The 25,511-nt window shown below is 69.3% G+C and carries 27 protein-coding genes and 1 pseudogene; 16 read left to right on the top strand and 12 right to left on the bottom strand.

Features of this window, described 5'->3' with window-relative positions; translation table 11 throughout:
* Positions 1–172 precede the first annotated feature (172 nt).
* Positions 173–1,246 (bottom strand): amidohydrolase family protein, encoded by a 1,074-nt coding sequence (locus ACWGIC_RS34500; RefSeq protein ID WP_452080111.1) that lies wholly within the window; start codon positions 1,244–1,246, stop codon positions 173–175.
* Positions 1,243–2,787 carry a signal recognition particle protein gene (gene ffh / locus ACWGIC_RS34495; RefSeq protein ID WP_452080110.1) on the bottom strand — a complete coding sequence of 515 codons (1,545 nt, stop codon included), beginning with the start codon at positions 2,785–2,787 and terminating at the stop codon, positions 1,243–1,245. The genes ACWGIC_RS34500 and ffh overlap by 4 nt, the downstream gene beginning before the upstream one ends.
* 209 nt (positions 2,788–2,996) lie before the next feature.
* On the opposite strand from ffh, the gene ACWGIC_RS34490 reads away from it, so the two are divergent.
* Together ACWGIC_RS34490 and ACWGIC_RS34485 are read left to right on the top strand one after the other, a co-directional pair.
* A complete protein-coding gene (locus ACWGIC_RS34490; RefSeq protein ID WP_452080109.1) occupies positions 2,997–4,790 on the top strand; it encodes an ABC transporter ATP-binding protein in 1,794 nt (597 codons plus the stop codon).
* Between the two features lie 9 nt (positions 4,791–4,799).
* Complete coding sequence (locus ACWGIC_RS34485) at positions 4,800–5,240, top strand: MarR family winged helix-turn-helix transcriptional regulator (protein ID WP_452080108.1); 441 nt, start codon at positions 4,800–4,802, stop codon at positions 5,238–5,240.
* A 197-nt stretch (positions 5,241–5,437) separates the two neighbouring features.
* Here the strand turns inward: ACWGIC_RS34485 and ACWGIC_RS34480 are convergent, their stop codons facing one another.
* From ACWGIC_RS34480 to ACWGIC_RS34465, 4 genes are all read right to left on the bottom strand, one after another.
* Positions 5,438–5,824, bottom strand: a complete 387-nt coding sequence (locus ACWGIC_RS34480) for a hypothetical protein (RefSeq protein ID WP_452080107.1) — start codon at positions 5,822–5,824, stop codon at positions 5,438–5,440.
* 176 nt (positions 5,825–6,000) lie between these two features.
* Entirely contained in the window at positions 6,001–8,310 is a 2,310-nt protein-coding gene (locus ACWGIC_RS34475) for a [protein-PII] uridylyltransferase (protein WP_452080106.1), read from the bottom strand.
* A gap of 3 nt (positions 8,311–8,313) precedes the next feature.
* Positions 8,314–8,652 (bottom strand): P-II family nitrogen regulator, encoded by a 339-nt coding sequence (locus ACWGIC_RS34470; RefSeq protein ID WP_037358212.1) that lies wholly within the window; start codon positions 8,650–8,652, stop codon positions 8,314–8,316.
* Positions 8,649–10,016 carry an ammonium transporter gene (locus ACWGIC_RS34465; protein WP_452080105.1) on the bottom strand — a complete coding sequence of 456 codons (1,368 nt, stop codon included), beginning with the start codon at positions 10,014–10,016 and terminating at the stop codon, positions 8,649–8,651. The genes ACWGIC_RS34470 and ACWGIC_RS34465 overlap by 4 nt, the downstream gene beginning before the upstream one ends.
* Before the next feature lie 174 nt (positions 10,017–10,190).
* On the opposite strand from ACWGIC_RS34465, the gene ACWGIC_RS34460 reads away from it, so the two are divergent.
* From ACWGIC_RS34460 to ACWGIC_RS34445, 4 genes are all read left to right on the top strand, one after another.
* The gene (locus ACWGIC_RS34460; protein ID WP_452080104.1) at positions 10,191–11,024 is read left to right on the top strand and encodes a putative RNA methyltransferase; all 834 of its coding nucleotides are present in this window, start codon (positions 10,191–10,193) and stop codon (positions 11,022–11,024) included.
* 63 nt (positions 11,025–11,087) lie between these two features.
* Positions 11,088–12,374 (top strand): O-acetylhomoserine aminocarboxypropyltransferase/cysteine synthase family protein, encoded by a 1,287-nt coding sequence (locus ACWGIC_RS34455; RefSeq protein WP_452080103.1) that lies wholly within the window; start codon positions 11,088–11,090, stop codon positions 12,372–12,374.
* On the top strand, positions 12,371–12,847 hold the full coding sequence (locus tag ACWGIC_RS34450) for a CoA-binding protein (RefSeq protein ID WP_452080102.1): 477 nt from the start codon (positions 12,371–12,373) through the stop codon (positions 12,845–12,847). The genes ACWGIC_RS34455 and ACWGIC_RS34450 overlap by 4 nt, the downstream gene beginning before the upstream one ends.
* Before the next feature lie 18 nt (positions 12,848–12,865).
* Positions 12,866–13,378: a DUF6228 family protein gene (locus ACWGIC_RS34445; protein ID WP_452080101.1), complete on the top strand. Its 513-nt coding sequence runs from the start codon at positions 12,866–12,868 to the stop codon at positions 13,376–13,378.
* Here ACWGIC_RS34445 and ACWGIC_RS34440 read toward each other — a convergent pair.
* The 3 genes from ACWGIC_RS34440 to ACWGIC_RS34430 are packed head-to-tail and all read right to left on the bottom strand — an operon-like array spanning position 13,371 to position 14,681.
* Positions 13,371–14,192: a class I SAM-dependent methyltransferase gene (locus tag ACWGIC_RS34440; protein ID WP_452080100.1), complete on the bottom strand. Its 822-nt coding sequence runs from the start codon at positions 14,190–14,192 to the stop codon at positions 13,371–13,373. The genes ACWGIC_RS34445 and ACWGIC_RS34440 overlap by 8 nt on opposite strands.
* The gene (locus ACWGIC_RS34435) at positions 14,189–14,515 is read right to left on the bottom strand and encodes a VOC family protein (RefSeq protein WP_452080099.1); all 327 of its coding nucleotides are present in this window, start codon (positions 14,513–14,515) and stop codon (positions 14,189–14,191) included. Before ACWGIC_RS34435 ends, ACWGIC_RS34440 begins: the two co-directional genes overlap by 4 nt.
* 1 nt (position 14,516) lies before the next feature.
* Entirely contained in the window at positions 14,517–14,681 is a 165-nt protein-coding gene (locus ACWGIC_RS34430) for a ribbon-helix-helix protein, CopG family (RefSeq protein ID WP_452080098.1), read from the bottom strand.
* 69 nt (positions 14,682–14,750) lie between these two features.
* Between ACWGIC_RS34430 and ACWGIC_RS34425 the strand changes: the two genes are divergently transcribed.
* The 3 genes from ACWGIC_RS34425 to ACWGIC_RS34415 all read left to right on the top strand — a co-directional run bounded on the left by ACWGIC_RS34425 (position 14,751) and on the right by ACWGIC_RS34415 (position 17,447).
* Positions 14,751–14,927, top strand: a complete 177-nt coding sequence (locus ACWGIC_RS34425; RefSeq protein WP_167441866.1) for a hypothetical protein — start codon at positions 14,751–14,753, stop codon at positions 14,925–14,927.
* Between the two features lie 139 nt (positions 14,928–15,066).
* Positions 15,067–15,399, top strand: a complete 333-nt coding sequence (locus ACWGIC_RS34420; protein ID WP_452080097.1) for a type VII secretion target — start codon at positions 15,067–15,069, stop codon at positions 15,397–15,399.
* Positions 15,396–17,447 carry a hypothetical protein gene (locus ACWGIC_RS34415; protein WP_452080096.1) on the top strand — a complete coding sequence of 684 codons (2,052 nt, stop codon included), beginning with the start codon at positions 15,396–15,398 and terminating at the stop codon, positions 17,445–17,447. Before ACWGIC_RS34420 ends, ACWGIC_RS34415 begins: the two co-directional genes overlap by 4 nt.
* Before the next feature lie 72 nt (positions 17,448–17,519).
* Here the strand turns inward: ACWGIC_RS34415 and alc are convergent, their stop codons facing one another.
* Together alc and allB are read right to left on the bottom strand one after the other, a co-directional pair.
* Positions 17,520–18,539, bottom strand: coding sequence for an allantoicase (alc, locus tag ACWGIC_RS34410; protein ID WP_452080095.1), 1,020 nt, complete (start codon positions 18,537–18,539; stop codon positions 17,520–17,522).
* Between the two features lie 4 nt (positions 18,540–18,543).
* On the bottom strand, positions 18,544–19,872 hold the full coding sequence (gene allB / locus ACWGIC_RS34405; protein WP_452080094.1) for an allantoinase AllB: 1,329 nt from the start codon (positions 19,870–19,872) through the stop codon (positions 18,544–18,546).
* Between the two features lie 108 nt (positions 19,873–19,980).
* On the opposite strand from allB, the gene ACWGIC_RS34400 reads away from it, so the two are divergent.
* The 7 genes and pseudogenes from ACWGIC_RS34400 to ACWGIC_RS34370 all read left to right on the top strand — a co-directional run bounded on the left by ACWGIC_RS34400 (position 19,981) and on the right by ACWGIC_RS34370 (position 24,612).
* Positions 19,981–20,457 (top strand): helix-turn-helix domain-containing protein, encoded by a 477-nt coding sequence (locus ACWGIC_RS34400; protein WP_452080093.1) that lies wholly within the window; start codon positions 19,981–19,983, stop codon positions 20,455–20,457.
* A gap of 92 nt (positions 20,458–20,549) precedes the next feature.
* Positions 20,550–21,035: a 2-oxo-4-hydroxy-4-carboxy-5-ureidoimidazoline decarboxylase gene (uraD, locus tag ACWGIC_RS34395; protein ID WP_452080092.1), complete on the top strand. Its 486-nt coding sequence runs from the start codon at positions 20,550–20,552 to the stop codon at positions 21,033–21,035.
* Entirely contained in the window at positions 21,032–21,349 is a 318-nt protein-coding gene (uraH, locus tag ACWGIC_RS34390) for a hydroxyisourate hydrolase (protein ID WP_452080091.1), read from the top strand. The genes uraD and uraH overlap by 4 nt, the downstream gene beginning before the upstream one ends.
* Position 21,350: 1 nt before the next feature.
* Complete coding sequence (pucL, locus tag ACWGIC_RS34385) at positions 21,351–22,241, top strand: factor-independent urate hydroxylase (RefSeq protein ID WP_452080090.1); 891 nt, start codon at positions 21,351–21,353, stop codon at positions 22,239–22,241.
* A gap of 25 nt (positions 22,242–22,266) precedes the next feature.
* Positions 22,267–23,614: pseudogene (locus ACWGIC_RS34380) on the top strand (nucleobase:cation symporter-2 family protein).
* Positions 23,611–24,219: a TetR/AcrR family transcriptional regulator gene (locus ACWGIC_RS34375; protein WP_452080089.1), complete on the top strand. Its 609-nt coding sequence runs from the start codon at positions 23,611–23,613 to the stop codon at positions 24,217–24,219. Before ACWGIC_RS34380 ends, ACWGIC_RS34375 begins: the two are co-directional and overlap by 4 nt.
* Before the next feature lie 36 nt (positions 24,220–24,255).
* Positions 24,256–24,612 carry a twin-arginine translocase TatA/TatE family subunit gene (locus tag ACWGIC_RS34370; protein ID WP_452080088.1) on the top strand — a complete coding sequence of 119 codons (357 nt, stop codon included), beginning with the start codon at positions 24,256–24,258 and terminating at the stop codon, positions 24,610–24,612.
* 16 nt (positions 24,613–24,628) lie between these two features.
* Here ACWGIC_RS34370 and ACWGIC_RS34365 read toward each other — a convergent pair whose 3' ends face one another.
* On the bottom strand, positions 24,629–25,315 hold the full coding sequence (locus ACWGIC_RS34365) for a DUF998 domain-containing protein (RefSeq protein ID WP_452080087.1): 687 nt from the start codon (positions 25,313–25,315) through the stop codon (positions 24,629–24,631).
* Positions 25,316–25,511: the final 196 nt, after the last annotated feature.

The following is a 25,511-nucleotide window of genomic DNA, read 5'->3' as shown; positions in this document are numbered from 1 at the left end:
TTCTTTTTTTAATACGTCACGGGTTGGGGGGCATACTCCGTTGGGGCTCCCGGCTCGGCCGGTGGTCGTGGGGGGGAACCCTGAGGGAATCTGATTCCCGCAGGGTTCCCCTCACGGACGTCTCGGTCGTGTGAGGGAGCGGACCCCGCTTGGCGATGTGGCGCTGGCGGGGTCAGTGGAAGACGGTGCCGCCCAAGACGATGTGGGTCGGGTGGTGCAGGGCGGCGAGGTCGGCGCGCGGGTCGTCGGCGTAGACGATCAAGTCGGCCGGGGCTCCGTGCTCGATGCCGGGGTGGCCCAGCCATTCGCGCGCCTCCCAGGACGCGCTCGCGAGAGCCTGCGTACGCGACATCCCGGCGCGATGGAGCGCTTCGACCTCGTCGGCGATACGGCCGTGCGCGACCATTCCGCCCGCGTCCGTGCCCGCGAAGACGCGTACGCCCGCTTCGACCGCCGAGGACACCATGTCGGCGACACCGGCGTGCAGCGCGCGCATGTGTGCCGCGTACGTCGGGTACTTGCCCGCCTTGTCCGCGATGCCCGGGAAGTTCTCGATGTTGATGAGCGTGGGCACCAACGCGACATCCCGGCGCGCGAGTTCGGCGAGCTGGTCTGGCGACAGCGCGGTGCCGTGTTCGAGACAGTCGATGCCCGCGCCGATCAAGCCCGGCAACGCCGCTTCGCCGAACACGTGCGCGGTGACGCGCGCGCCGAGGTCGTGGGCGACGCGGATGGCTTCGGCGAGGACGTCGTCCGGCCACAGCGGTGCGAGGTCGCCTTGGCCGCGGTCGATCCAGTCGCCGACCAGCTTGACCCAGCCGTCGCCGTCGCGGGCCTGTTCGGCGACCGCTTCGGGCAGCAGCGCCGGGTCGTCCAGCTCGATCGCAAAACCGGGGATGTACCGCTTCGGCAGCGCCAGATGGCGTCCGCAGCGGATGATCGTCGGCAGGTCGGCGCGCGATTGCAGCGGCCGGACGTCGAGCGGCAGGCCGCAGTCGCGGATCAGCAGCGTGCCCGCGTCGCGGTCGGTCGCAGCCTGGTCCGCCGCTTCCTCTACCGACAGCCCGCCGCGCGGGCCGAGGCCCGGGTGGCAGTGCGCGTCGACCAGCCCCGGGACCACGAATCCGCCAGTGGACAGCGTTTCCGCGCCGGAAATCGGCTCGAACGACAGCTTTCCGTCGTGGATCCAGAGGTCACGCGGTTCGCCGTCGGGCAGGACGGTGCCGGAGAGGTGCAGCGGGCTCAATTGTTCTTCGGGTCCTTCGGCAGCTTGAACTTGGACGGGTCGAAGCCGGGCACGTCGTTCATGCCGCCGAGCTGGGACAGGTCCGGCATTCCGCCGGGCATCCCGCCGCCCGGGGGCAGCATCGGCATGCCGCCGGGCATCCCGCCGCGCATCTTCGGCTGCGTGGGGCCGCGCCCCTTGCCCTTCTTCCCCTTCTTGCCCTTGCGGTTCTTGCTTCCGCCGCCCCCGCCGCCGAAGCCGAACCGGCCGGCCATCTGCGCCATCATCTTGCGCGCCTCGAAGAAGCGGTTGACCAGGTCGTTGACCTCGCGGACGGTGACGCCGGAGCCGTTGGCGATGCGCAGCCGGCGCGAGCCGTTGATGATCTTCGGGTCGGCGCGCTCGGCGGGCGTCATGCCGCGGATGATCGCCTGCAGCCGGTCGAGCTGCTTGTCGTCGACCGCCGCGAGCTGGTCTTTCATCTGGCCGGCACCGGGCAGCATGCCGAGCAGGTTGCCGATCGGGCCCATCTTGCGCACGGCGAGCATCTGCTCGAGGAAGTCCTCCAGCGTGAGCTGCCCGCTGGTGAGCTTCTGCGCGGCCTGTTCGGCCTGCTCCTGGTCGAAGTGCTGTTCGGCCTGCTCGATCAGGGTCAGCACGTCGCCCATGCCCAGGATGCGCGAGGCCATCCGGTCCGGGTGGAACGTGTCGAAGTCTTCGAGCTTCTCGCCGTTGGACGCGAAGAGGATCGGCTGGCCGGTGACCTCGCGGACGGACAGCGCGGCGCCACCGCGAGCGTCGCCGTCGAGCTTCGTGAGCACCACGCCGGTGAAGCCGACGCCGTCGCGGAACGCCTCGGCCGTGGTGACCGCGTCCTGACCGATCATGGCGTCGACCACGAACAGGACCTCATCGGGGCGAATGGCTGCCCTGATATCACTGGCCTGCTTCATCAGCTCTTCGTCGACACCGAGACGACCAGCGGTGTCGACCACGACGATGTCGTGCTGCGCGTGCTTCGCCTCTTCGATGGCGCGACGGGCGACGTCGACCGGGTCGCCGACGCCGTTGCCCGGCTCCGGCGCGAAGGTGGTGACGCCCGCGCGCTCGCCGACGATCTGCAGCTGGTTGACCGCGTTCGGCCGCTGGAGGTCACAGGCGACCAGCATCGGCGCGTGGCCCTGCTTCTTCAGCCACATCGCCAGCTTGCCCGCCAGCGTCGTCTTACCGGCGCCCTGGAGACCGGCGAGCATGATCACCGACGGCGGGTTCTTGGCCAGGTTCAGCCGCCGCGTCTCGCCGCCGAGGATGCCGACCAGTTCCTCGTTGACGATCTTGACGACCTGCTGCGCCGGGTTCAGCGCCTGGGAGACCTCGGCGCCCTTCGCCCGGTCCTTGATCTTCGCGATGAACGCCTTGACCACCGGGAGCGCGACGTCCGCTTCCAGCAGCGCGATGCGGATCTCGCGCGCGGTGGCGTCGATGTCGGCGTCGGACAGCCGGCCCTTGCGCGAGAGCGACTGCAGGGCCGAGGTGAGCCGATCGGAGAGGGTGTCGAACACGGGGGTGCACGCTCCAGCTGGGTCGAAAGTTCGCGTGCCGGGCGGTGCTCGGCACCCCCGGCATCTTCCGAGGGTAGCCGCACCGGCCGCCCGGCCTTCACGGGTACGGGAGAGGTGCTACGCAAGAGCGTAGTAATTGACCGAGCGAAAACACGTCAGCTGAGCGAAAAGTGCTCGACCAGGCTCGGCAATTAAGTAAACATAGGCGTATGACATCAGCTACTGCCCGGCGTCCGACGCTCGCCGAACCGGCAGGGGACGAGGACGAACAGGTCCCGTTCCGGCGCGTCGCGGGCCTGTTCCGGCCGCACCGGCGGGCGCTGGCCGGGCTGTGCGCGCTGCTGGTCGTGCAGGCCGGGCTGGGCGTCGCCTCGCCGTTCCTGCTGCGGGAGATGCTGGACGACGCGCTGCCGCGCCGCGACGCCCTGCTGGTGAGCCTGCTGGCGGCCGGGATGATCGCCGCCGCGCTCGGGGCCGGGGCGCTGAGCGTGCGGACCACCGGGCTGTCCAACACCATCGGCCAGCGGGTGATGAACGAGCTGCGGGTGGCGGTGTACGGCCATCTGCAGCGGATGTCGCTGGGCTTCTACACCCGGACCAAGACCGGCGAGGTGCTGTCGCGGGTGTTCAACGACATCGGCGGCGTGGACAACGTCGTGACCGGGACCGCCGCTTCGATCGTGCAAAACGGCACCACGGCGCTGGCGATCGCGGTGGCGATCCTGGTCATGGACTGGCAGCTGGCGCTGTTGTCGCTGGTCGTCGTGCCGTTGTTCCTGCTGTTCACGCTGCGGCTCGGCGGCAAGCAGCGCAGGCTCGCCCGCGGCCGGACCCGGCGGATGGCGCGGCTGACCACGATCGTCGAGGAATCGCTGTCGGTCACCGGCGTGCTGCTGGCCAAGACGATGGGCAACGCGAAGCTGATGCGCGACCGGTTCGCCGAGGAATCGCGCGAGGTCGCGGCGCTGGAGCGCAGTGCCGCGCTGGCCGGGCGGTGGCAGCGGGCGGCGCGGACGATGAGCCTGACGATCGTCCCGGCGCTCGTCTACTGGGCGGCCGGGCTGGAACTCGCCGGTGGTGCGGCACCGATCTCGCTGGGCACTGTCGTCGCGTTCACCAGCATGCTGAACCGGCTGCTCGCCCCGGCGACGGCGATGCAGACGGTGGGCCAGAACGTCGCGTCGGCGAAGGCGTTGTTCGGGCGGATCTTCGAGGTGCTCGACCTGCCGGTGGAGATCGACGACCGGCCGGGCGCGCGTGAGCTGGTCCTCAGCGGCGGGGCGGTGTCGATGCGCGGGGTGTCGTTCCGCTACGACGACGAGGGGCCGTGGACCTTGCGCGACATCGATCTCGACGTGCCCGCGGGGACCACGACGGCGTTGGTCGGATCGACGGGTTCGGGGAAAACGACGCTCGCCTATCTGGTCGCTCGGCTGTACGAGGTGACCGAGGGAAAGGTGTGCCTGGACGGAACGGACGTCCGAGACGTCACGCTCGCTTCGCTGGCCGCCGGGGTCGGGCTGGTGTCGCAGGAGACGTATCTGTTTCACGCGTCGGTGCGGGAGAACCTGCGGTTCGCGAAGCCGGACGCGACCGACGAGGAGCTGGAGAACGCCGCGAAGGCCGCGCACATCCACGACACGCTGGCCGCGCTGCCGGAGGGGTACGACACGGTGGTCGGCGAGCGCGGCTACCGGTTTTCCGGCGGGGAGAAGCAGCGGATGGCGATCGCGCGGATCCTGCTGCGCAATCCGCCGGTGCTGATCTTGGACGAGGCGACGAGTTCGCTCGACAACCGCACCGAACGGGCGGTGCAGGCGGAACTGGACCGGCTCGCCGCTGGCCGCACGACGATCGCGATCGCGCATCGGCTGTCCACTGTGGAGCATGCGGACCAGATCGCGGTGCTGGACGGCGGGCGGATCGCCGAGCGCGGGACGCATGCCGAACTGCTCGCGCAAGAGGGACGGTATGCGCGGCTGGTGCGCGGGGAAACCGCCTAATCTGACCTCATGCAGACCGAACCCGCCGACGAGCTGGCGACGCTGGCCCGGACGGTGCGCGAGGGCGTCGGACGGCTGAACTGGCGGATGCGCTCCGAGGCGGGCACGCCCGCGCCGGGGCCGGCCGTGCTGGCGGTGCTGTCGCGGCTGTACCGAGGCGGCACGCACACGCCGAGCGAGCTGGCCGAGGCCGAACGGATCCACCCGCAGTCGCTGACGCGGATCCTGGCGTCGCTGGCCGAACGCGAATGGATCACGCGCACCCCGGATCCGGCGGACGGACGGCGGTCGCTGATCGACATCACCCCGGCCGGGCTGCGGGAGCTGCGCGGCTACTCGGTCGCGCGGGAGACCTGGCTGGCCGCGGCGGTCGAACGGACGCTGAGCCCCACCGAACAGGAGCTGCTCCGGCTCGCGGCCGGGCTGCTGACGCGGCTCGCGGATTCCTGAGACCTGGAGTTCCGGGGCGGCCGCTCCCCACGGCCGTCCCCGGAACTGTGGCGGAAGAGCTCACCTCCCCGGGAGCCTTCCGCCGCAGGCACGCGGAGCGGTTCCCCCTCGACCACCCGGCGTTGGCGAGAAGTCTGCCTTCCGGGACGGGGCGCGCGGCAGCGTGAAGTCCCTCAATCCGGACTGAGTAGGACTACTCAAACGCGGGTGTCGGGCCCCGCGGAGTCGCTCGTGAACTCGAAAAGCGGTTCCGAGTCGGCGAGTTCCTCGGCCGAGCAGCTCACCGCGCAGGCGGCGGCCTGGAGGACTTCGGTCAGCACCTCGACCTCGGACGGCGAGACGGCGGCGAGCGCGGGGTTGCGGACGTCCATCCGGCCGGCCAGACCGGCGAGTGCGTGGGAAAGCGCGTGCTGTCCCGCGACGAGCTGGGCGACGACCTCGGACAGCTCGCCGAGGGTGGCGGCGGAGCCGTCGCCGCGGAGCAGGGCGGAGAGTTCTTCGGCGCAGGTGCGCAGGTGTCCGGCGACCACTGTCGGGGGCAGCGAAAGCTCGGGCAAGTTCTCCTGACCCCGCACCGCGCTCACCTCGCCCCCTCGCTCGGACCTGCCATCCTGCCACCGGAACCGGCCTTTTCGCTCCCGACACCCCGGATGGGTGAGCCCGGATGGCGCAACCCGGCCGGGTCTGCTCGCCGCGGCCAGCCGTCCGTGAAGGGCTCCTTGAGGGAATCTAATTCCCTCAAGGAGCCCTTCACGGACAACTAGGCGACTGCGGCGAGGACGGCGTCGGTGATGGCGGTTCGCCACGCCGGGGTGACGTGGCCGGAGCGGGGCGACAGGGCGAAGGAGTCGACGACGGCCCCGCCGAGAGTGGCTGCTTTCGCCCAGTGGACGTCGGCCTCAGCGCGGCGCAGGGCACTCGCCACGCGGAACAGCAGGCCGATCCGGTCGGCGGCGCGCAGTTCGAGCACGACGGCGTCCGGGCCGCTCGTTTCGTCGTCGAACCACCGCACGACCGGCTTGACGACGACGGACGACGCGGTGGCGTAGTCGCGTTCCTTCGCCGCCAGGCGTTGGGTGAGCGGCAGCGTTCCGGCGACGGCGCGGGCGAACTGTTCCCGCAGCAGCGCGGGATCCGGCAGCGAGCCGAACTTCGGCGACGCCGTGAAAACGCCTGCCCGGCCGCGGCCGGAGTGCTCGCGCAGGATCGCCGAGTGGACCTCCAGCGAGTTCAAGGCCAGCACGCCGGCCGCGGGTGCGAGCAGTTCGCGGTCCGCGGGCACGGCCAGCAGCACCGTCACGACCTTGCCGTGCGAGGAGATCCGGATCTGGCCGGTCCCGGTCCGGGCGGCCTCGGCGACCAGCTCGCGTTGGTCGTCGTCCAGCGGTTCGGGCGGCGTGAAACCCTTGCCGTGCACCGCTTCCTCGCAGCCGCTGACGAGTTCGGCGAGCAGCCGGTCCTTCCAGTCGGTCCAGACGCCGGGCCCGGTGGCCAGCGAATCGGCGCGGGTGAGGGCGTGCAGGAGTTCCAGCAGGACGACGTCGCTGTCCAGGGTTTTCACCACGCGCGAGATCGTCGCGGGGTCGCCGATGTCGCGTCTGGTCGCGGTGTGCGGGAGCAGCAGGTGGTGCCGGACCATCGCGGAGACCGTCGCGACGTCCGCGGGCGGCAGGCCCAGCCGTTGCGCCACCGAAGCGGAGATCTTCGCGCCCAGTTCGGAGTGGTCGGCCTCGCGGCCCTTGCCGATGTCGTGCAGCAGCGCGCCGATCAGCAGCAGGTCCGGCCGCGAGACAGTGGTGGTCAGCTTCGCTGCTTCGACGCATGCCTGGACCAGGTGCCGGTCGACGGTCCATTGGTGCACTGGCGACCGCGGCGGCAGATCGCGCACCGCACCCCATTCCGGGAACAGCCGGGACCACAAGCCGGTGCGGTCCAGCGCTTCGACCGCGTCGACCAGCCCCTCCCCCGCGCCCAGCAGTTCGACGAGGGCGTTGCGGGCGTCGTCCGGCCACGGCTCCCGCAGTTCGGGCGCGGAATCCGCGAGCGTCCGCAAAGTGCCTGGCGAGATGGGTTTTCGAGTGCGCGCCGAGGCGGCTGCCGCGCGAAGCAGGAGCGCTGGGTCTCGGGCGGGAAGTGCGTCTCGGGCCAATGCGACTTCGTCGCCGTGCAGCACGACGCCCTCGGCGAGCGGGCGTCGGACTGGCCGTCGGCCGAAACGCGGGCGTGGTTGTTCCACAGTGGACCGAAGGGCGACATCGACGGCGTAGGCGATGGTCCGGCCCGCACCGGAAAGCTTGCGCGCCAAGGTGAATCGGTCGCCAAGCTCTAGCTCGTGCGCCACCACGTCGGCGTCGGCAGCGCCGAGGATGTCTCGTTCGCGACGCGACTCTCGGCGCAGTTCAGTGCGGACGTCGAGCAGGAGTTGCTTTGCCGCCAGCAGTTCCTCGCCCGGTCGCGCGGTGAGCTGTGCCGCCGCTAGGGCTTCCAGCACTCCGAAGTCACGCAGGCCGCCGCGACCGTGTTTCAGATCCGGTTCGGCGGACTGGGCGATCTCGCCGCTGCGCCGCCACCGGGCGTGGACGGATTCCGCCAGCTCAGGCAGGCGTTTGCGGGCGGTTCGCCGCCACTGGTCGCGGGCGGCGGACGCCAGCCGCTCGGTGAGGCCCGGGTCGCCGGCCAGATGCCGGGCGTCGAGCAGGCCGAGCGCGGTGCGCAGGTCCTCCGCCGCGACTTTCAGCGCCTCGCCCGGGGTGCGGACCGAATGGTCGAGGCCGACCCGCGCGTCCCACAGCGGGTACCACAACGCGTCGGCGATCTCCCCGATCTGATTGTTTCCGTTGTGCAGCAACACTAAATCGAGATCGGAACACGGCACCAGCTCGCGCCGTCCCAGACCCCCCACGGCGACCAGCGCGACACTGGGTTCCGCAGTGTCGACGCCGGCCGCCGCCGCTCCTTTCCCGAGCCAGAACTCGTACAGATCGACCAGGGACGTCCGCAGTGCGGGCGCTCCGTGCCGTCCTTCGAGCAGCAGCGCGGTGGCTCGGGCGAGTTCTCCCCCGTCGGTCATCGGCTACAGCGCGTCCGTGCCGCGTTCGCCGGTGCGGACCCGGATCACCGTCTCCACTGGCGTCACCCAGACCTTCCCGTCGCCGATCTTGCCGGTGTGTGCGGCGGTGGTGACCGCGTCGAGGACCTTCTCGACCACGGCGTCGTCCACCACGACCTCGATCTTCAGCTTGGCCACGAAATCCACCGAATACTCGGCCCCGCGGTAGACCTCGGTGTGGCCCTTCTGCCTGCCGTAGCCCTGGACCTCGCTCACCGTCATGCCGAGCACGCCCAGCTGCTCCAGCGAGGAGCGGACGTCGTCGAGCGTGAACGGCTTGACGATCGCGGTGATGAGCTTCATGCCTTCGTCTCCTCGAGTTTCGTGACGGGCTTGACCGGGAACGTCGCCGAGTGGCCGAGGCCGCCCATGCCGGTGAAGTCGTAGGCGCTCTCCGCGTGCTGGCCCTCGTCGATGCCGCTGACCTCGTGTTCGGTGCTGACGCGGAACCCGCCCGCCTTCTTGATCGCGAAACCGATGATCAAGGTCATGATGAACGAGTAGCCCAGTACCGCAAGCGCAGCGACCACCTGGATGCCCAGCTGCTTGAAACCGCCGCCGTAGAACAGGCCGTCCGCGCCCGCCGAGTTCACGCTCTTGGTGGCGAAGAACCCGATCAGCACGGTGCCGACGAGACCGCCGACGAGGTGCACGCCGACGACGTCGAGGGAGTCGTCGAAGCCGAACCGGAACTTCAGCGAGATGGCCAGCGCGCACAGCACCCCGGCGATCACGCCGATCGCGATCGAACCGAGCGGGCTCACGAAACCGCAGGCGGGCGTGATCGCGACCAGCCCGGCGACCGCGCCGGAAGCCGCGCCGAGCGTGGTCGGCTTGCCGAACTTCAGCTGTTCCACGAGCAGCCAGCCGAGCACCGCGGCCGCGGTCGCGACGGTGGTGTTGGTGAACGCGACGCCCGCCAGGTCGTTCGCGCCGAGCGCGGAACCGGCGTTGAAGCCGTACCAGCCGAACCACAGCAGCGACGCGCCGAGCAGGACGAACGGGACGTTGTGCGGACGGCCGGTGTCCTTCGGCCAGCCCTTGCGCTTGCCGAGCACCAGCGCGAGGGCGAGACCCGCGGCGCCTGCGTTGATGTGCACCGCCGTGCCGCCCGCGAAGTCGAGCGCCTTGAGCTGGTTGGCGATCCAGCCGCCCACCGCGTCCTTGCCGGTGAATCCGTCGAACGAGAACACCCAGTGCGCGACCGGGAAATACACGACGACGACCCAGATCGTCACGAAAAGCGTCCAGCCCCAGAATTTCGCGCGATCGGCGATGGCGCCGGAAATCAGCGCCGGGGTGATGATCGCGAACATCAGCTGGAACATGCAGAACGCGAGCAGCGGCAACGCGTCCGGTCCCGGCCACGGAACCTCCGGCGGGCCGGCGCTGGCGAGGCCGACGAGCTTGCCGAACGCGTCCGACAGGCCGGCGTAGTCGAAGTTCCCGACCAGGCCGCCGAAAGCGTCGTCGCCGAAGGACAGCGAGAACCCGAAGAGGACCCACAGCACCCCGACTATCGCGAGTGCGATGAAGTTCATCATCAACATGTTCAAAACGCTCTTCGCGCGGACCATGCCGCCGTAGAAGAACGCGAGGCCTGGGGTCATGAGCATGACCAGCGCGGCGCTGATCAGCACCCAGGCGGTATCTCCGGCGTTCAGCACAATCGTCCTCCCGTGCCGTGGGCAACTGCAGAGGAAGTGTTGGCCGCCGGTGTTTCGCCGGGCTTCGGTTCACGTTTCCCTCGCGTGAACTCCGGCGTGCTGGTTGTTACGGGCACGTTTCCGCGACCCCGGGGCGAAATGTCCGGTCAGGCAACCTCATGGTCGAATAACGCCATGTCTTTGCCTGATCGGGTGATCGAAGCGCTGCGCTGTTCGGTGTGCGCGGAGCCGGTCGAACTGACCGGCCGGACACTGCGCTGCGAACGGCGGCATTCGTTCGATCTGGCCCGGCAGGGTTACGTCAACCTCCTGCACGCGCGCATCCCGGCGGGGACGGCCGACACCGCGCCGATGGTGGACGCGCGGGCGGCGTTCTTGTCTTCCGGGGCGTACGCGCCGCTGGCCGAAGCGGTCGCTGCCGCAGGTTCTGCTCCTGGGTTGATCATCGACGCCGGGGCCGGGCCTGGCTATTACCTCTCGCGGGTGCTGGACGACGCGCCGGACGCGGTCGGGCTCGCGCTGGACGTGTCGGCGATCGCGTTGCGGCGGGCCGCGCGGGCGCATGCTCGGCTGGGTGCGGCGGTGTGGAATCTGTGGGAGCCGTGGCCGGTGGGCGACGGGGTGGCTTCGGTGGTGCTGGACGTGTTCTCGCCGCGGAATGCGTCGGAGTTCCATCGGGTGCTCGCGCCGGGCGGGAAGCTGGTGGTGGCGTCGCCGTTGCCGGGGCATCTCGCGGAACTGGGCGATCTGGTGCTCGCGGTGGATTCGCGGAAGGAAGAACGGCTCGACGCTGCGTTGGGCGGGTTGTTTGTCCGGGAGTCTGGGGTCGAGGTGGTCCGGACTCAGGCGTTCAGCGCGGAACAGGTGCGGGATGTGGTCGCGATGGGGCCTGCGGGGTTCCACCTGGACCGGGACGGACGGCGGGAACGGCTGGAGGCTGCGGAGGGGCGGGAGGTGACGCTGGCGGTTTCGGTGAGTGTGTGGCGGCGGCGGGACGACGTGCAGTAAGAGGCGGACCACTCTCCGGGAGAAATGGCCGCCGCCCCCAGCGCTGGGTTAGCGTGACGTCCGATGAGCGAACGCACCTGGGGCTTCCGCACCCGCGCCCTGCACGCCGGCGGCACTCCCGATCCCACGACCGGGGCCCGGGCGGTGCCGATCTACCAGACGACCAGTTTCGTATTCGAGGACGCCGCCGACGCGGCGAACCTGTTCGCGCTGCAGAAGTACGGGAACGTCTACAGCCGCATCGGCAACCCGACCGTCGCGGCGTTCGAGGAGCGCATCGCGAGTCTCGAAGGCGCGATCGGCGGAGTAGCGACGGCCAGCGGGCAGGCAGCGGAGTTCCTGACGTTCTCCGCGCTCACGGAGGCTGGGGACCACATCGTGTCGGCCGCCGGGCTGTACGGCGGGACCGTCACGCAGCTCACCGGCACGCTCGCGCGGTTCGGCGTCGAGACGACGTTCGTGCACGGCGACACCGAGAAGTACGCCGAAGCGGTCACCGATCGCACGAAACTGATCTACACCGAGGTGATCGGCAATCCGAGCGGCGCGATCGCGGACCTCGCCGGATTGGCTGACCTCGCGCATTCGCACGGCATTCCGCTCGTGGTCGACGCGACGCTCGCCACGCCGTACCTCTGCCGTCCGATCGAGCACGGCGCGGACATCGTCCTGCACTCGGCCACGAAGTTCCTCGGCGGGCACGGCACGACGCTCGGCGGTGTCGTCGTCGAGGCCGGGACTTTCAACTGGGGCAACGGAAACTTCCCCCGGATGACCGAGACCGTCGACAGCTACGGCGGGCTCAAGTACTGGGAAAACTTCGGCGAGTACGCGTTTTGCACCCGGCTGCGCGCGGAGCAGTTGCGCGACATCGGCGCGGTGCTGTCGCCGCATTCGGCGTTTTTGCTGTTGCAGGGCGTGGAAACGTTGCCGCAGCGGATGGACGCGCACGTCGCCAACGCCCAGGCGATCGCGGAGTACCTGAACGCGGACCCGAGGGTCGCGTGGGTGTCTTACGCGGGGTTGCCGGAGCATCCGGACTACGAGCGGGCTGCGCGGTATCTGCCGCAGGGGCCGGGCGCGGTGTTTTCGTTCGGGGTGAAGGGCGGACGCGCGGCGGGCGAGAAGTTCGTGGAATCGGTGGAACTGTTGTCGCACTTGGCGAACGTCGGCGACGCGCGGACGCTGGTGATCCATCCGGCTTCGACGACGCACGCTCAGCTGTCCGAGGATCAGCTCGCCGCCGCTGGGGTGAGCGCGGACCTGATCCGGCTGTCGGTCGGTCTGGAGGACGTCGAGGATCTGCTGTGGGACCTCGACCAAGCCCTGGACAAGGCGGTGAACGCGTGAGCTACGACGTCGGAGCGGTCGAACGGCGGCGTCTTCTGGGGCGCACGAAATCGGTGACGGTCGTGGGCGCGTCGGCGAATCCGGCGCGGCCGAGCTACTTCGTGGCGACTTATCTGCTGTCCTCGACACGGTACGAGGTCAACTTCGTGAACCCGCGGCTCGACACGTTGCTGGGGCGGCCGGTGTATCCGTCGCTGGCGGACGTGCCGGGCGAACTGGACCTGGTGAGCGTGTTCCGCAAGCACAACGACCTCCCCGGAGTTGCCGAGGAGGTCATCGACGCGGGCGCGCGGACGTTGTGGCTCCAGCTCGGCTTGTGGCACGAACCGGTGGCGGACCGCGCCCGCGAGGCGGGGTTGGACGTGGTGATGAACCGCTGCGTGAAGATCGAGCACGCGCGCTTCGCCGGCGGTTTGCATCTCGCGGGGTTCAACACCGGGGTGATCAGCTCGCGGCGGCAATCCGCGCCCTGAGCAGGCTACGTTGGCGAAGTGAACCCGAACTGCCCGCACGGCTGGCTGCGGTCCGAAACCGAGATGACCTGCCTGGACGATCTCGAAGTCGTGTTCGGCGGCGAACCGGTCTCGGTGCGGTTCGGCGAACGGCACGCCGCCGACCACCACCTCGACCGCCGGTTGTTCTTCGCCGTCCGGCTCCAGGGTCCCGGAATCGACGCCCGGCTGGAAAGCGTCACCAACTACGTCACCGGCCGCGGCCTCGCCCGCTTCCTCGACGGCCTCGACTTCCGCGGCTGGGAAGGCGAACGACGCTGGGTCAACGCCGACCGCGACCTGACCGTCTCGGCGACCTACCGCTCCGGCGGCCGCATCGAACTGGCCTGGACGCTCCGGCCGTGGCGGCACTCCGTCCACGGCGAGTGGGAGGCCACCGCCACGACCTCGATGGAAGCTGGCGCGGAGAAGGACGACCTGACCGCCCAGCTCCACGCTTTCCTTACCGCTGAGGGGTTTCCCGTCGACTACGGCGAAACCGAGTTCAGCTGACCGTCGCCACCAGGAACTCCTCCCCCGCTGCCTGCAACCCGTCCGGACGCCCGGACAGATACCGCTCGTTCAGCTCAGCCGCGCTGACGTGCTGGACGTCCTGAAAACCGCACTCCCGCGCGAACTCCAGCATCTCGTCCGGCGCGAAGAAGCTCACGAACGGTGTGCCAGCCGCCTTCGCGCCCTTCATCGCCGCCGCCCGGGCCGCGCGGTCGGGCTCGTCCAGGTACTCCTCCGGCATCTGGAACGTCATCGCCACCACGGTGCCCGGAGCGAACCCGGCGAGCGCGCGCAGCGTCGCGGCGTTGGCCTCGCGGGACAGGTACATGCTGACCCCGGTGGACGCCACCACCGCGGGCTTCTCGACCTCGAAACCGTTGGCAGCCAAGCGTTCCGGCCACTGTTCACCGGATTCGAAGTCGACCGGCACGAATCGGTACGGGGCGGGCAGCCCGAGTGCGGCCAGCCGCTCCCGCTTCCACTCCTGCGTGCCCGGCTGGTCGATCTCGAACACCCGCACGCCCAGCTCCGGCTCCCGCTGCGCGAACGTGTCCAGCCCGGCGCCGAGCAGGACGTACTGCGCGACCCCGCGTTCGCGCACCAGATCCTCGGCGAACCGGCTGCGCAGTGCGATTCCGGCGCGGAACCTCCTGGTGAAATCGAGGTCCATGTCCGGCCGGGACCGCCAGTCCGGACCAGGATCCGCCAGCTGGAGGCCGATCTCGTCGGCCAGCGCGTGCGGCGGCGGATCGGCGAGCACGTGCAGCGCGCGCCACAACGCGACGCGCACCGCGGTGTGGTCGGGCTCGCTCACTTCGGGGCCCGCAGCGTCCAGATCCGGCCGTCCGGATCCCGCACGGTCATCTCGCGCGTGCCGTAGTGGGTGTCCTCGAACGGCGTGACGACGTCGAGTTCCGCGTCGACCGACTCGTCCGGCACCGCCACCACCACGGCCGTGCGCGGCTCCTGGCTTTCCGGCACCTCGACGACGAACACCGGCGCGCCGTCGCCGTTCGAAAGCTGGCCCGAGTTGTGGTCGGTCTCGAAATCGAGGCTGAATCCCACGCGCTGCAAGAACTTCGCCGTCTTGCCCCAGTTGTGCGTCTCCATGACGAACATGGTGATGCCGTCGCTCATGTCAGCTGTCCTCTCGTTGTTCCGGCGGCGTGCCGAGATAAGCCCGCAAGGCCGCGGCGACCAGCGCGGACAGTGATTGCTCGGTCTCGATCGCCCGGTACTTCACCTGCTTGATCAGCTCGACCGGCAGGTAGACGTTGAACTGCTTGACCTCTTCACCGGCCATTCTAGGATGCTAGCAATCTAGCCGACAGCGGACAAGGCCGCCCGGCGGCCGCCGTGAGAAGGTGGAGGCATGGCGAAACCCTCCGGGCTGCAGATCAGGAACATCATCGCCGCCGTCCTGATGGCTGCCGCGTTCGTGTTCAACCTGGTGACCGGCGGCCCGTGGTGGGTCACCGCGATCGTCGGCGTCGCGGCTCTGCTGTCGTCCTTCTCCGCCTACCTGAACCGGCCGAGCGCGCGCGGCTGACCCGTCCGGGCAGCCCGGCCCGGTCACTCGGGCAGGAAGAGCGTCCCGTTCAACCTTCGTCCGCACGGACGTCGCCTCCGGTTCAGCCGCCGCTGCTCTACTCGGCGCGGCCCGATGCGCGGCAGGCGAAGGAGTGTTGGTGGCAGGGAACGGCTTCACCGTCCATCCGGACGAGTTGCACAAATTCAGCGAGTACCTGGACAAGACCACCGTGCCCACGGTGGACGACTCCGCGAAGGCGGTGGACGACGCCAACGGCGGGGACATCGACGCGTTCGGCGTCGTGCTCGCGCAGGTGCTCGCGATTCCGGCGCGGATCGCGCTGAAGGCCGTCTCCGACAATCTGCACGGCGTCGCGAAGGACGTGACCGACAGCGCGGACAAGACGCGCCAGGCCAGCGAGCAGTACAGCAAGGGCGACCAGGACCTCGCGAAGGCGTTCGACAAGTTCAAGCCGGAGCAGGTGAAATGAGCGTCGTCGTCCCCATCACCGATTCGAACAACACCACCGGCGCGGGCGTCGCGGACAGCTGGCACAGCGTCGTCTCGTCGATCCAGGAGATCCAGCACCTGCACGGCGCCGACGCGGCCGCGGTGGGCGTCGAACTCGGTGTGTCGATTATCGGCGCGGTCGCGGACACCGCGGCGTTCGTCCTGGACCCGTTCGGCAAGCTGATCGCGGCCGGGCTCGGCTGGCTGATCGAGCACATCTCGTTCCTCAAAGAGGGCCTCGACAAGCTGGCGGGCGACCCCGCGGCGATCAACAAGATGGCCGAGGAACTGCACAAGACCGCTGAGAACCTGCGAAACGCGGCGAAGGACCTCGACACCACGCTGCAGAAGACGGTCGCCAACTGGCAGGGCGAGGGCGCGGAGGCGTTCAAGAAGAACATCGGCGACCGGCGCGGCCAGATCGACAGCGCCGGGGAAGCGGTCGACGTCGCGGGTTACGTGGTCAAAACGACGATGGCCCTGGTCACCGTGGTGCGCTCGCTGATCCGCGACCTCATCACGACGTTCCTCGGCGACGTCATCGCGACCATGCTGATCGCACTGGCGATGGCGGCGTTCACCTTCGGCGCGTCGATCGTCGTCGGAGTGGGCAACGTGATCCGGTCCGGGATCTCGCTGGCGCTGACGATGGCGTCCAAGATCGCCCGGATCGTCGGGCTCGGCGGACGGACCGCGAGCCGGCTGGCCCAGCTGGCGGAGAAGGTCAAGCCCTCGCGCGGCGGCGGTGGCGGGACGCACGGCGGTGGCGGCAGCACGCACGGCGGTGGGAACAACCACGAGATGACCGATCTTCCGCCTGGGGGCGGGAACCACGGCGGCGGGGGCGGCGGGAACGGCGGGCACAACACGCCGCACGACGACGCTCCGGGCGGCGGCAATCACCACGACGACAATCCCGGCGGCGGCAACAATCACCATGACGATGCGCCGGGCAACAACCCTGGCCACGACGACGCCCCAGGTGGCAACAACCAGCACGACGACACGCCGGGCGGGAACAACCATCACGACGACACCCCCGGCGGAAACAACAACCCGCACGAAGAGCGGCCGAACAACCAGCCGCACGAGGACGACCCGTTCGACACCTGGCTGGCCGCGGATCAGCACTTCAACCCGCCGCCCAACCGTCCGCACGACACGCCTGGCGGCAACCCGCACCACGAGGACGCCCCGGGCGGCAGCGGCAATCACGAGAACACGCCGGGCAACAACACCGGCCACGACAACACCCCCGGCGGGAACAACCACCACGAGGACAACCCCGGCGGCAGCAACACCCCGCACGACGACACTCCCGGCGGCAACCACCAGGAAGACCACCCGGGCAACAACCCGAACCACGAGAACAACGGCAACCACCACGACGACAACGCTGGCGGCAATCACCACGACGACAATGCGGGCGGCGGCAACAACCACCACGACGATGCGCCGGGCAACAACCCTGGCCACGACGACGCCCCAGGCGGGAACAACCACCACGACGAGAACGCGGGCGGCGGCAACCAGCACGACAACAACGCCGGCGGCAACCACCACGACGAGAACACAGGCGGCGGCAACCACCAGGAAGGCAACCAGGGCGGCGGCGAGCACGGGAACACTCAGGGCGAGGGAGGCGGGTCCGGACGGCCCTCCGGACCGCAGTCGCCGTTCAAGCCGTACGAGTTCAGCTGGATGAAGAAGCACGAAAGCTGGCTCGAAAACATGTGCAGCCTCCCCCAGGTCCAGAAGTACACCGGCGGGAAGAACGTCTGGAAAGACATCGTCAAGGCCCCGGACGACTACTTCAAGACGCATCCGAACCTGTACCCCTTCATGAAGGGTCTGGCGGACGCCAAGAGCAGCAAGAACTTCGCGGGCTGGGTCGGCAAGGACTCGATCAACTTCGACAAGGCGATCACCGACATCCACATGCAGGCCGAGGAAGCCTGGAAGGCCTCGGACGAGGAGTGGCGCAAGGAGCACCCGGACCCCGCGGCAGAAGGAAGCGGCGGGGAGTAACCGGCCCAAAAGCCGTGAAGGGCCCCTTGAGGGAATCTGATTCCCTCAAGGGGCCCTTCACGGACCGGAACCTCAGTCGGACGTCTCCGCGAACCGCGCGGTCAGGGCTTCCCGGCCGCGTTTGCTCAGCTCGCCGAACAGCCGGAGCCGGGCGAGGCCGCCGTCGGGGTAGATGTCGAGCCGGATTTCGGTCACCTCGGGGCCGTCCTCGGCCAGGGCGAACCGGTGCCGGGTGTCGGGCTGCAACCTGGTGCGCGGCAACAGTTCCACCCACTCGCCCTCGTCGAGGCGGCCGCTCACCGACGCCCAGCCGGGCGCGTTTCCCTTGAGGTTGCTGGTGTCCAGCTCCACGAACCGGATCAAGCCCGCGCCCGCCAGCGACACCGTCGCCCAGTCGTTGCCGTCGTCTCGGCGGCGGGCGGTTTCCCAGCCTTCCGCCTGGTGCGCGGCCAGCCCCGGCGACAGCATGTTGTTCGGCGACGAATAGAACATGTCGCTGCATCCGGTGACGACCGCGCCGTTTTCCAAAGCGGCCAAGTCCAGCGAGCGTGGATCCAGCAGTGCGGGATCGGGGACGGGAGAGCCGTGCACCCGCAGTCGCGCGACGCCGCCGTCGGGGTGCTGGGTGAGGCGCACGTGGGTGTAGCGCCGCGAGGACGTCACCTTGTAGAAGTTCTCCGAGTCGCCGGCCGCGGGTTCGTGGTCGACCAGGACGTCCCAGTCGGCGTCCTGCAGTTCAGCCGCGCTCGGGTAGCCGGGGACGGACGTCGCCGCCACGGACACGAACGGCGGGTAGTTGCCCTTGAAGAAAGCCGTGTCCACCACTACCCCGGACACCACGCCGCCGAGGCCGAGGCGGACGAGCGCGTGGTCGTCGCCGGGTTCGCGGTGCCGCCGGGTCTCCCAGCCGTCGTACACCTGGCCCTTCGGGCCGAACGTTTCGGCGCGGTGCGCCGGCCGCCACGGGTTGACCAGGTTTTCCTTTTCGGCGAACAGTTCGTCGCTCGCCCACATCACGGTGCCCCCGAACAGGCGCGAGGCCAGATCGGGCTGGGCGGTCCACTCCGGACGGTCGGACACGTGCTCCTCCATCTCTTCAGCAATTGCCCCGGGCCAGCAGAGTCCCTTGAGGACGGTCGCCGGTCACCGGCTCGCCGCGCAGCCAGGTGCCGCGCACGACACCGGCCAGCGGACGCTGGTCGTAGGCGCTCACCGGGTTGCGGTGCTTGAGCTTCGCGACGTCCACGACGAAGGCTTCGTCCGGCGCGAAGACGCAGAAATCGGCGTCACCGCCCACTTCCAGTTTGCCCTTGCGCGTCATCCCGACCTGCGCGGCCGGACGTTCGGCCATCCACCGCACCACGTCCACGAGGCCGAAGCCGCGCTGGCGCGCCTGCGTCCAGATCGCGGGCAGACCGAGCTGCAGGCTGGAAATGCCACCCCAGGCGAGGCCGAAATCGCCGGTGTCAAAGCGTTTCAGCTCCGGCGTGCACGGCGAATGGTCGCTCACGATCGTGTCGATCACGCCGTCCGCCAAACCTTGCCACAGCAATTCCCGGTTCGCCGCTTCGCGGATCGGCGGACAGCATTTGAATTGTGTTGCCCCGTCCCGGATTTCCTCCGCGACGAACGACAAGTAGTGCGGGCAGGTTTCCACCGACAGCTCGACACCCTCGCGGCGGGCGCTGGAAATCAGCGGCAGAGCGTCCGAAGAGGACAGATGCAGGATGTGCGCGCGAGCGCCGGTGCGCCGGGCGGCCTCGATCACGTGCGTGATGGCCAGGTTTTCCGCGCCGCGCGGGCGGGAACCGAGGAAGTCGTGGTACTTCTCGCCGTGCGGATCGGGGGCCGCGTCGATCGCGTCGGAATCCTCTGCGTGCACGATCATCTGCGCGTCGAACGACTTCAGCTCGCGCAGCGCGGATTCCAGACCGGCCGCGTCCAACGGCGGGAACTCGTCTACGCCGGAGTGCAGCAGGAAGCATTTGAACCCGAAGACGCCCTCGTCGTGCAGCCCGCGCAGATCGCCTTCGTTTCCGGGAATCGCGCCGCCCCAGAACCCGACGTCCACGTGCACCCGGCCGCTCGCCGCCTTGCGCTTGACCTCCAGCGCGGCCACGTCGACCGTCGGCGGCAGGCTGTTGAGCGGCATGTCCACAATGGTCGTGACGCCACCGGCCGCGGCCGCTCGCGTGGCAGTCTCGAAGCCTTCCCATTCGGCGCGCCCAGGGTCGTTGACGTGCACGTGGGTGTCCACGAGACCAGGCAGCAGCACCTCGTCCCCGGCCAGGTCGACGACCCGCGTGCCCGGCATCTCGACGACGCCGGGTTCGACCGCGGCGATCCGGCCGTCCCGCACGCCGATCGTCGCCGGTCCGAGACCGGCCGGGGTCACCGCGCGCGCAGCCCGCACCACGAGGTCCATCGACGGCACCCTCCAGTTCCACGTTACGGAAAGAGTCTTTCGCCCACCGAGATTAGACACGTTCTTCCCGGCTCGTCAACGCCGTCCCTACCACGTTACGGTCACCGGGTGGAGTTGGAAGCCGAGTTCACCAGCGAGCCGTTCCGCGGCGAGGGCGCACCGCCGGAGCACGCTGTCCGCGCCCGCGACGCCGCCGACGCGGCCGGGCTCGACACCGACTTCGGCCCGCTCGGCACCCTGGCCCGCGGGAGCGCCGACGAACTGTTCGCCGCGTTGCCGTCGATCGCCCGCGCCGCCCTCGAAGGCGGGGCCACCCGGGTGACGCTGCAACTGCGCCGGACCGACGATTCCGACCCCGTTCCGGCCGTCGAACTCAACAGCGCGCTGTCGCGATTGATCTCCGACGTGGAACGCGAACTCGGTTCGAAACTCCGCGATCTCGACCGCCCGGAAAAGCAGCGCGCGGTCCGCCTGCTGCGCGAACGAGGGGCCTTCAACCTGCGGAAATCGGTTTCGGCCGTCGCCGAGGAACTGGGCGTCACGCGGTTCACGGTCTACAACTACCTCAACCGGGAAGCCGACTGAAACAACCGCGGGCCGCGCTTCAACAAAGTGTTGACGCACGCTCGGCCCGGCCGTACGGTCAGCGGAACACCACCTCCCCGGAGGAGATTCCGTTGCCGCTCGCACTCGCCGAGTTCAACTCCGCGTCCGCCGCCGAACTCCGGCCGACGCTCACCGCCTGCCTGGCCGTGCCGCGTTGGGTCGACACCGTGCTCAACGGCCGCCCGTACGCCGATTTCGCCGCGTTGAGCAAGAGCGCCGACAGCGCGACTCCGTTGCGGCGCAACGAGATCCGCGACGCGATCGCCGCGCACCCCAGGATCGGCGAACGCCCGGCCAGCAAGGGCAGCGACGCCGATTGGTCCCGTTCGGAGCAGTCCGGCGTGGACAACGCGGACGAATTCGCCGCCGCCAATGCCGAATACGAAGAACGCTTCGGGCACGTGTTCCTGGTGTGCGCCAGCGGGCGCAGCGGAGAAGAGCTTCTCGCGAACCTGCGGTCCCGGCTCGGCAACGACCCGGAGACCGAACTCGACGTCGCCGGCGCGGAGCTGGCCAAGATCGCGCAACTGCGCCTGGCGAAAGCAGTAACGGCATGAGTTTGGTAACCACCCACGTCCTCGACACCGCGAACGGAAAACCCGCCGCCGGGATCTCAGTGCGCTTCGAACGTCAGGACGGCACGCTGCTCGCCGAAGGCACCACCGACGACGACGGCCGCATCCGCGACCTCGGACCGGACACGCTCGACCCCGGCGTGTACCGGCTGATCTTCGACACCGGGAGCTACCTCGGCCCGGAGGCGTTCTTCCCCGACGTCACGATCGCTTTCCGGATCGCCGACGGCACGTCGCACCACCACGTGCCGGTGCTGCTGAGCCCGTTCGCCTATTCCACCTATCGCGGGAGCTGACATGGGAATCTCCTTGGGCCCCAACCAGTACGGCAAGGCAGAGGTCCGCCTCGTCACCGTCCGGCGCACCGGCGGCGTGCACCATCTGCGCGACCTCACGGTGTCCTCGGCCCTGCGCGGAGACCTGTCGGCCACGCACCTCACCGGCGACAACTCCGCTGTACTGGCCACCGACACGCAGAAGAACACGGTGTACGCGTTCGCCAAGCAGCAGGACGTCGGCGAGATCGAGGACTTCGCGCTGCGGCTCGGCCAGCACTTCGTCGGCACCCAGGAGAAGATCACCGGCGCGCGGATCTCCGTCGAAGAGCAGGAGTGGGACCGCATCCCGGTGGACGGCGCGCCGCACGACCACTCGTTCAGCCGCTCCGGCGGAGAACGCCGCACCACCACCGTCACCGTGCACGCCGACCGCGCCTGGGTGGTGTCCGGAGTGGACGGTCTGACCGTGCTCAAGTCCACCGGGTCCGAATTCCACGGCTACCCGAAGGACGAATACACCACTCTCGCCGAAACCGACGACCGCATTCTCGCCACCGCCGTGACCGCGCGCTGGCGCTACGAGGGATTCACCGGGATCGACTGGGCCAAGAGCCACCGGGAGATCCGGCGGACGCTCCTGGAAACGTTCGCCACCAAGCACAGTCTTTCGCTGCAGCAGACCCTGTACGCGATGGGCGAAGCCGTGCTGAAGGCACGGCCGGAAGTAGCCGAGATCCGGTTCTCCTTGCCCAACAAGCATCATTTCCTCGTCGATCTAAGCCCCTTCGGCCTCGAGAACCACAACGAGGTGTTCTACGCCGCTGACCGGCCGTACGGCCTCATCGAAGGCACGGTGGTCCGCGACGAAGCCGAAGAGCCCGGCCCGGCCTGGACCGACGCCGTGCTCTAGCCCCGAGTCCCCTCCGGGAGAGCGCATGTCAGTTACACAGGAACGACCTTCTCGGCACCCCGTGGACGCGGCGCCTCCACTGCCGCAGTTGATCCTCGGAGGAATCCAGCACGTCGCGGCCATGTACGCCGGAGTGGTGGCCCCACCGCTCGTCATCGGCGCGGCCGTCGGCCTCTCCCCCGGCCAGCTCGCGCTGCTGATCAGCGCGGCGCTGTTCACCGCGGGACTGGCCACCCTGTTGCAAACCCTCGGGCTTCTGGCGCTTCGGGGCCAGGCTGCCGCTGGTCAACGGCGTCACTTTCGCCGCCGTCGCACCCATTCTGTCCATCGCCGCACAGCATCGCGACGGCAACGCGTTGGGCGTCGTGTACGGCGCGACGCTCGCCGGCGGCGTGTTCGTAGTGCTCGCCGCGCCGTTTTTCTCCAAGCTGACGCGGTTTTTCCCGCCGGTGGTGACGGGGACGGTCATCACGCTCATCGGGATTTCGCTGCTGCCGGTCGCCGTGCAGTGGATCGCCGCGCAGCAGAAGGCGGCCAAGCCCACCGGGCTGATGCTGGCCGGGATCACCCTGGTCGCGGTCCTCGTCTTCACCCGGTTCCTGACCGGGTTCTGGAGCCGGATCGCGCTGCTGCTCGGCTTAGTCGCAGGCACCGCCGTGGCGTGGCCGCTCGGCCAGGTCGACACGTCGACGCTGCGCCAGGCCCCGGTGTTCGGCATCGTCACGCCGTTCCACTTCGGCACCCCGGCGTTCGACGTCGCGGCGATCGTCTCGATGCTCATCGTGATGCTGGTGGTGATGGCCGAAAGCACCGCCGACCTGCTGGCGCTCGGCGAGATCGTGGACCGGCCGACCACCAGCCGCGTGCTGGCCGACGGCCTGCGCGCGGACGGGCTATCCACCGCCGTCGGCACGATCTTCGGCGGGTTCGCCTGCACCGCGTTCGCGCAGAACATCGGCCTCGTGTCGCTCACCCGCATGGTGAGCCGGTACGTGGTCGCGGCCAGCGGGCTGGTGCTCGTGCTGCTGGGAGTGTTCCCAGTGACCGGCGGGATCATCGCGCTGGTGCCGCAGCCGGTGCTCGGCGGAGCCGGGCTGGTGCTGTTCGGCAGCGTGGCAGTGAGCGGCGTCCGGACGCTCGCGAAGGCGTCGTTCGAGCATCCGGTGAACGTCGCGATCGTCGCCGCGTCGCTCGGCGTCGGGCTGATCCCGATCGCCATGCCGGACTTCTACTCCGGGTTCCCGGCGGCGCTGCAGGTCGTGCTCAACTCCGGGATCAGCGCGGGCTGCGTGACCGCGGTGGTGCTGAACCTGGTGCTCCGCCCGCGCTTGATAGAACGCTCTACTGTGCAGGAGCTATCCTCGGTGTCGTGACTGGCACCAAGGACCGCATCCTCGCCGCCGGGGCGGAGTTGTTCCGGCAAGGCGGGTACGCCGGCACCGGCATGAAGCAGATCGTCGAGAAGGCCGGCGCGCCCTTCGGGTCGGTGTACCACTTCTTCCCCGGCGGCAAGGAACAGCTGGGCGAAGAAGTGGTACGCACCTCGGGGATGCAGTACGGGCAGCTGTTCGAAGTCTTCATCACGCCGGCACCGGACCTGATCACCGGCCTCGAAACGTTCTTCGGGGCGGCGGTCACCACGCTGCTCGAAACGGACTACGTCGAGGGCTGCCCGATCGCGACCGTCGCGCTTGAAGTGGCGACCACGAACGAACCCCTGCGCAAGGCCACCGCGGACGTCTTCGAAGCGTGGACGAAAGCGGGCACCAAGGGATTCACCGCCTTCGGCCTTCCCGAGGAGCAGGCCCGCACGCTCACGCTCGCCTTGGTCACCAGCCTGGAGGGCGCGTTCGTGCTGTGCCGCTCCATGCGGACGACCGAACCGATGGCGGTCGCGGGCGCGGCAGTGGTCGATGTCGCACGAAGACTGCTGACTGAACTGGGCGACGACGGGAAACGCCGCCCCTCGGACGGCTAAGCTGGAGGCGTCGTCCGGGTCCGCGGGAGGTGGCCGGTGTTCGGTCTCAGCATCGACCACATCGTGATTTTGCTGCTCGCCGGGTTGTTCATCCTGGGCCCGGAACGGCTGCCCGAGGCGGCGCGCTGGGTCGCGCAGTCGCTCAACCGGGTCCGCGGTTTCGCCGCCGGGACCAAGGCCCAGCTGGAAGCGGAACTCGGCCCGGAGTACCAGGAACTGCGGAAACCGTTGCAGGAACTGCAGTCCCTGCGGAGGGCCAACCCGAGGGCGGCCGTGACGAAGTACCTGTTCGACGACGCTCCCGCGGCCGCGGCTCCGACCCCGCCGCCGGTTCCGGCACCGGTTCCGTTGCGGGCGAACGAACGGCCGCCGGTCGATCCCGACGCGACCTGATCGCTCCGCCGCCTGATCACTCCGCCGCGCGCCACGCCCATCCGGCCAGCACCAGCAGTTCGACCAGTTCCAGCACCGCCATCAGCCGTTCCACGAGCCCGGTCGCGACGGTCGGCAGATGCTGCCCGAACGCGACATTGGCCGCGAACGGAATGAGAAACGGCAGAAAGAACGGCACGGCCGTCAACGCCAAAATACCCGACCAGCGCGCATAACCCCGCCATCGCGGCGAATTCCGGTGCGCCCGGGCGAGCAGCCAGCCCGCCAGCGGCAAACTCACGCAACTGATCCCGGTCGCGCCGAGATGCACTTTGCCGATCAGCGTCACCGCATTTCCCTGCGGATCCTTGGTGAACAACGCGACCGCCGCGAGCCCGGCACACCAGGCAGTCATCGCGACAAGCGTCAGCGGCCCGCGCAGAAGCCCCTGGCGGCGCAGGACCACGGCGACCACCACCGAACCGGCCGACGTCAGCAGCATCGCCGCCGCCCACATCCACCAGCCGGGAGTCCAGGCGTAGTCGCTGAGCATCGCGCTGACCGGGTCGATCGGCCCCCAGTAGCGGTCGACGTGCAGCACCACCAGGAACGCCGCCGCGAGCAGCACCGCGGCCACGGCCGCGCCGAGCGCGCGTTTCGTTCCTTTCGCCGACGGGGCTGGCGCCAGTGCCGGAATCGGCACCGGGGTCAGTTCTGTCGCCACCGCACGTTCTCCGCTCGCCCGCCCGCTTTCCCGAAAGCATATCCCGGCCGCGGGGGCGTCGCTTTCGGACAGTCCGACCGAATTGCGGCGCATTCTCAGCGTCCTGCCAGAAATCGCCGCGCGGACTCATCGCTTTCTGCCGACGGAAATCCAGGACCGCCAGGCGCGGTTCAGAATTGCGGCTGCTTCTGTTCTC

This window comes from Amycolatopsis sp. NPDC054798 (assembly GCF_053611505.1).
Note: the sequence above shows the minus strand (reverse complement) of the source record. Positions and strands in the feature narration are given on the sequence as shown.

Excerpts from the sequence above, each read along its gene's own strand:
- ACWGIC_RS34490 (WP_452080109.1), top strand. The coding sequence starts at position 2,997 with ATGACATCAGCTACTGCCCGGCGTCCGACGCTCGCCGAACCGGCAGGG.
- ACWGIC_RS34485 (WP_452080108.1), top strand. The coding sequence starts at position 4,800 with ATGCAGACCGAACCCGCCGACGAGCTGGCGACGCTGGCCCGGACGGTG.
- ACWGIC_RS34475 (WP_452080106.1), bottom strand. The coding sequence starts at position 8,310 with ATGACCGACGGGGGAGAACTCGCCCGAGCCACCGCGCTGCTGCTCGAA.
- ACWGIC_RS34470 (WP_037358212.1), bottom strand. The coding sequence starts at position 8,652 with ATGAAGCTCATCACCGCGATCGTCAAGCCGTTCACGCTCGACGACGTC.
- ACWGIC_RS34460 (WP_452080104.1), top strand. The coding sequence starts at position 10,191 with ATGTCTTTGCCTGATCGGGTGATCGAAGCGCTGCGCTGTTCGGTGTGC.
- ACWGIC_RS34455 (WP_452080103.1), top strand. The coding sequence starts at position 11,088 with ATGAGCGAACGCACCTGGGGCTTCCGCACCCGCGCCCTGCACGCCGGC.
- ACWGIC_RS34435 (WP_452080099.1), bottom strand. The coding sequence starts at position 14,515 with ATGAGCGACGGCATCACCATGTTCGTCATGGAGACGCACAACTGGGGC.
- ACWGIC_RS34430 (WP_452080098.1), bottom strand. The coding sequence starts at position 14,681 with ATGGCCGGTGAAGAGGTCAAGCAGTTCAACGTCTACCTGCCGGTCGAG.
- ACWGIC_RS34425 (WP_167441866.1), top strand. The coding sequence starts at position 14,751 with ATGGCGAAACCCTCCGGGCTGCAGATCAGGAACATCATCGCCGCCGTC.
- ACWGIC_RS34415 (WP_452080096.1), top strand. The coding sequence starts at position 15,396 with ATGAGCGTCGTCGTCCCCATCACCGATTCGAACAACACCACCGGCGCG.
- alc (WP_452080095.1), bottom strand. The coding sequence starts at position 18,539 with ATGGAGGAGCACGTGTCCGACCGTCCGGAGTGGACCGCCCAGCCCGAT.
- allB (WP_452080094.1), bottom strand. The coding sequence starts at position 19,872 with ATGGACCTCGTGGTGCGGGCTGCGCGCGCGGTGACCCCGGCCGGTCTC.
- uraH (WP_452080091.1), top strand. The coding sequence starts at position 21,032 with ATGAGTTTGGTAACCACCCACGTCCTCGACACCGCGAACGGAAAACCC.
- pucL (WP_452080090.1), top strand. The coding sequence starts at position 21,351 with ATGGGAATCTCCTTGGGCCCCAACCAGTACGGCAAGGCAGAGGTCCGC.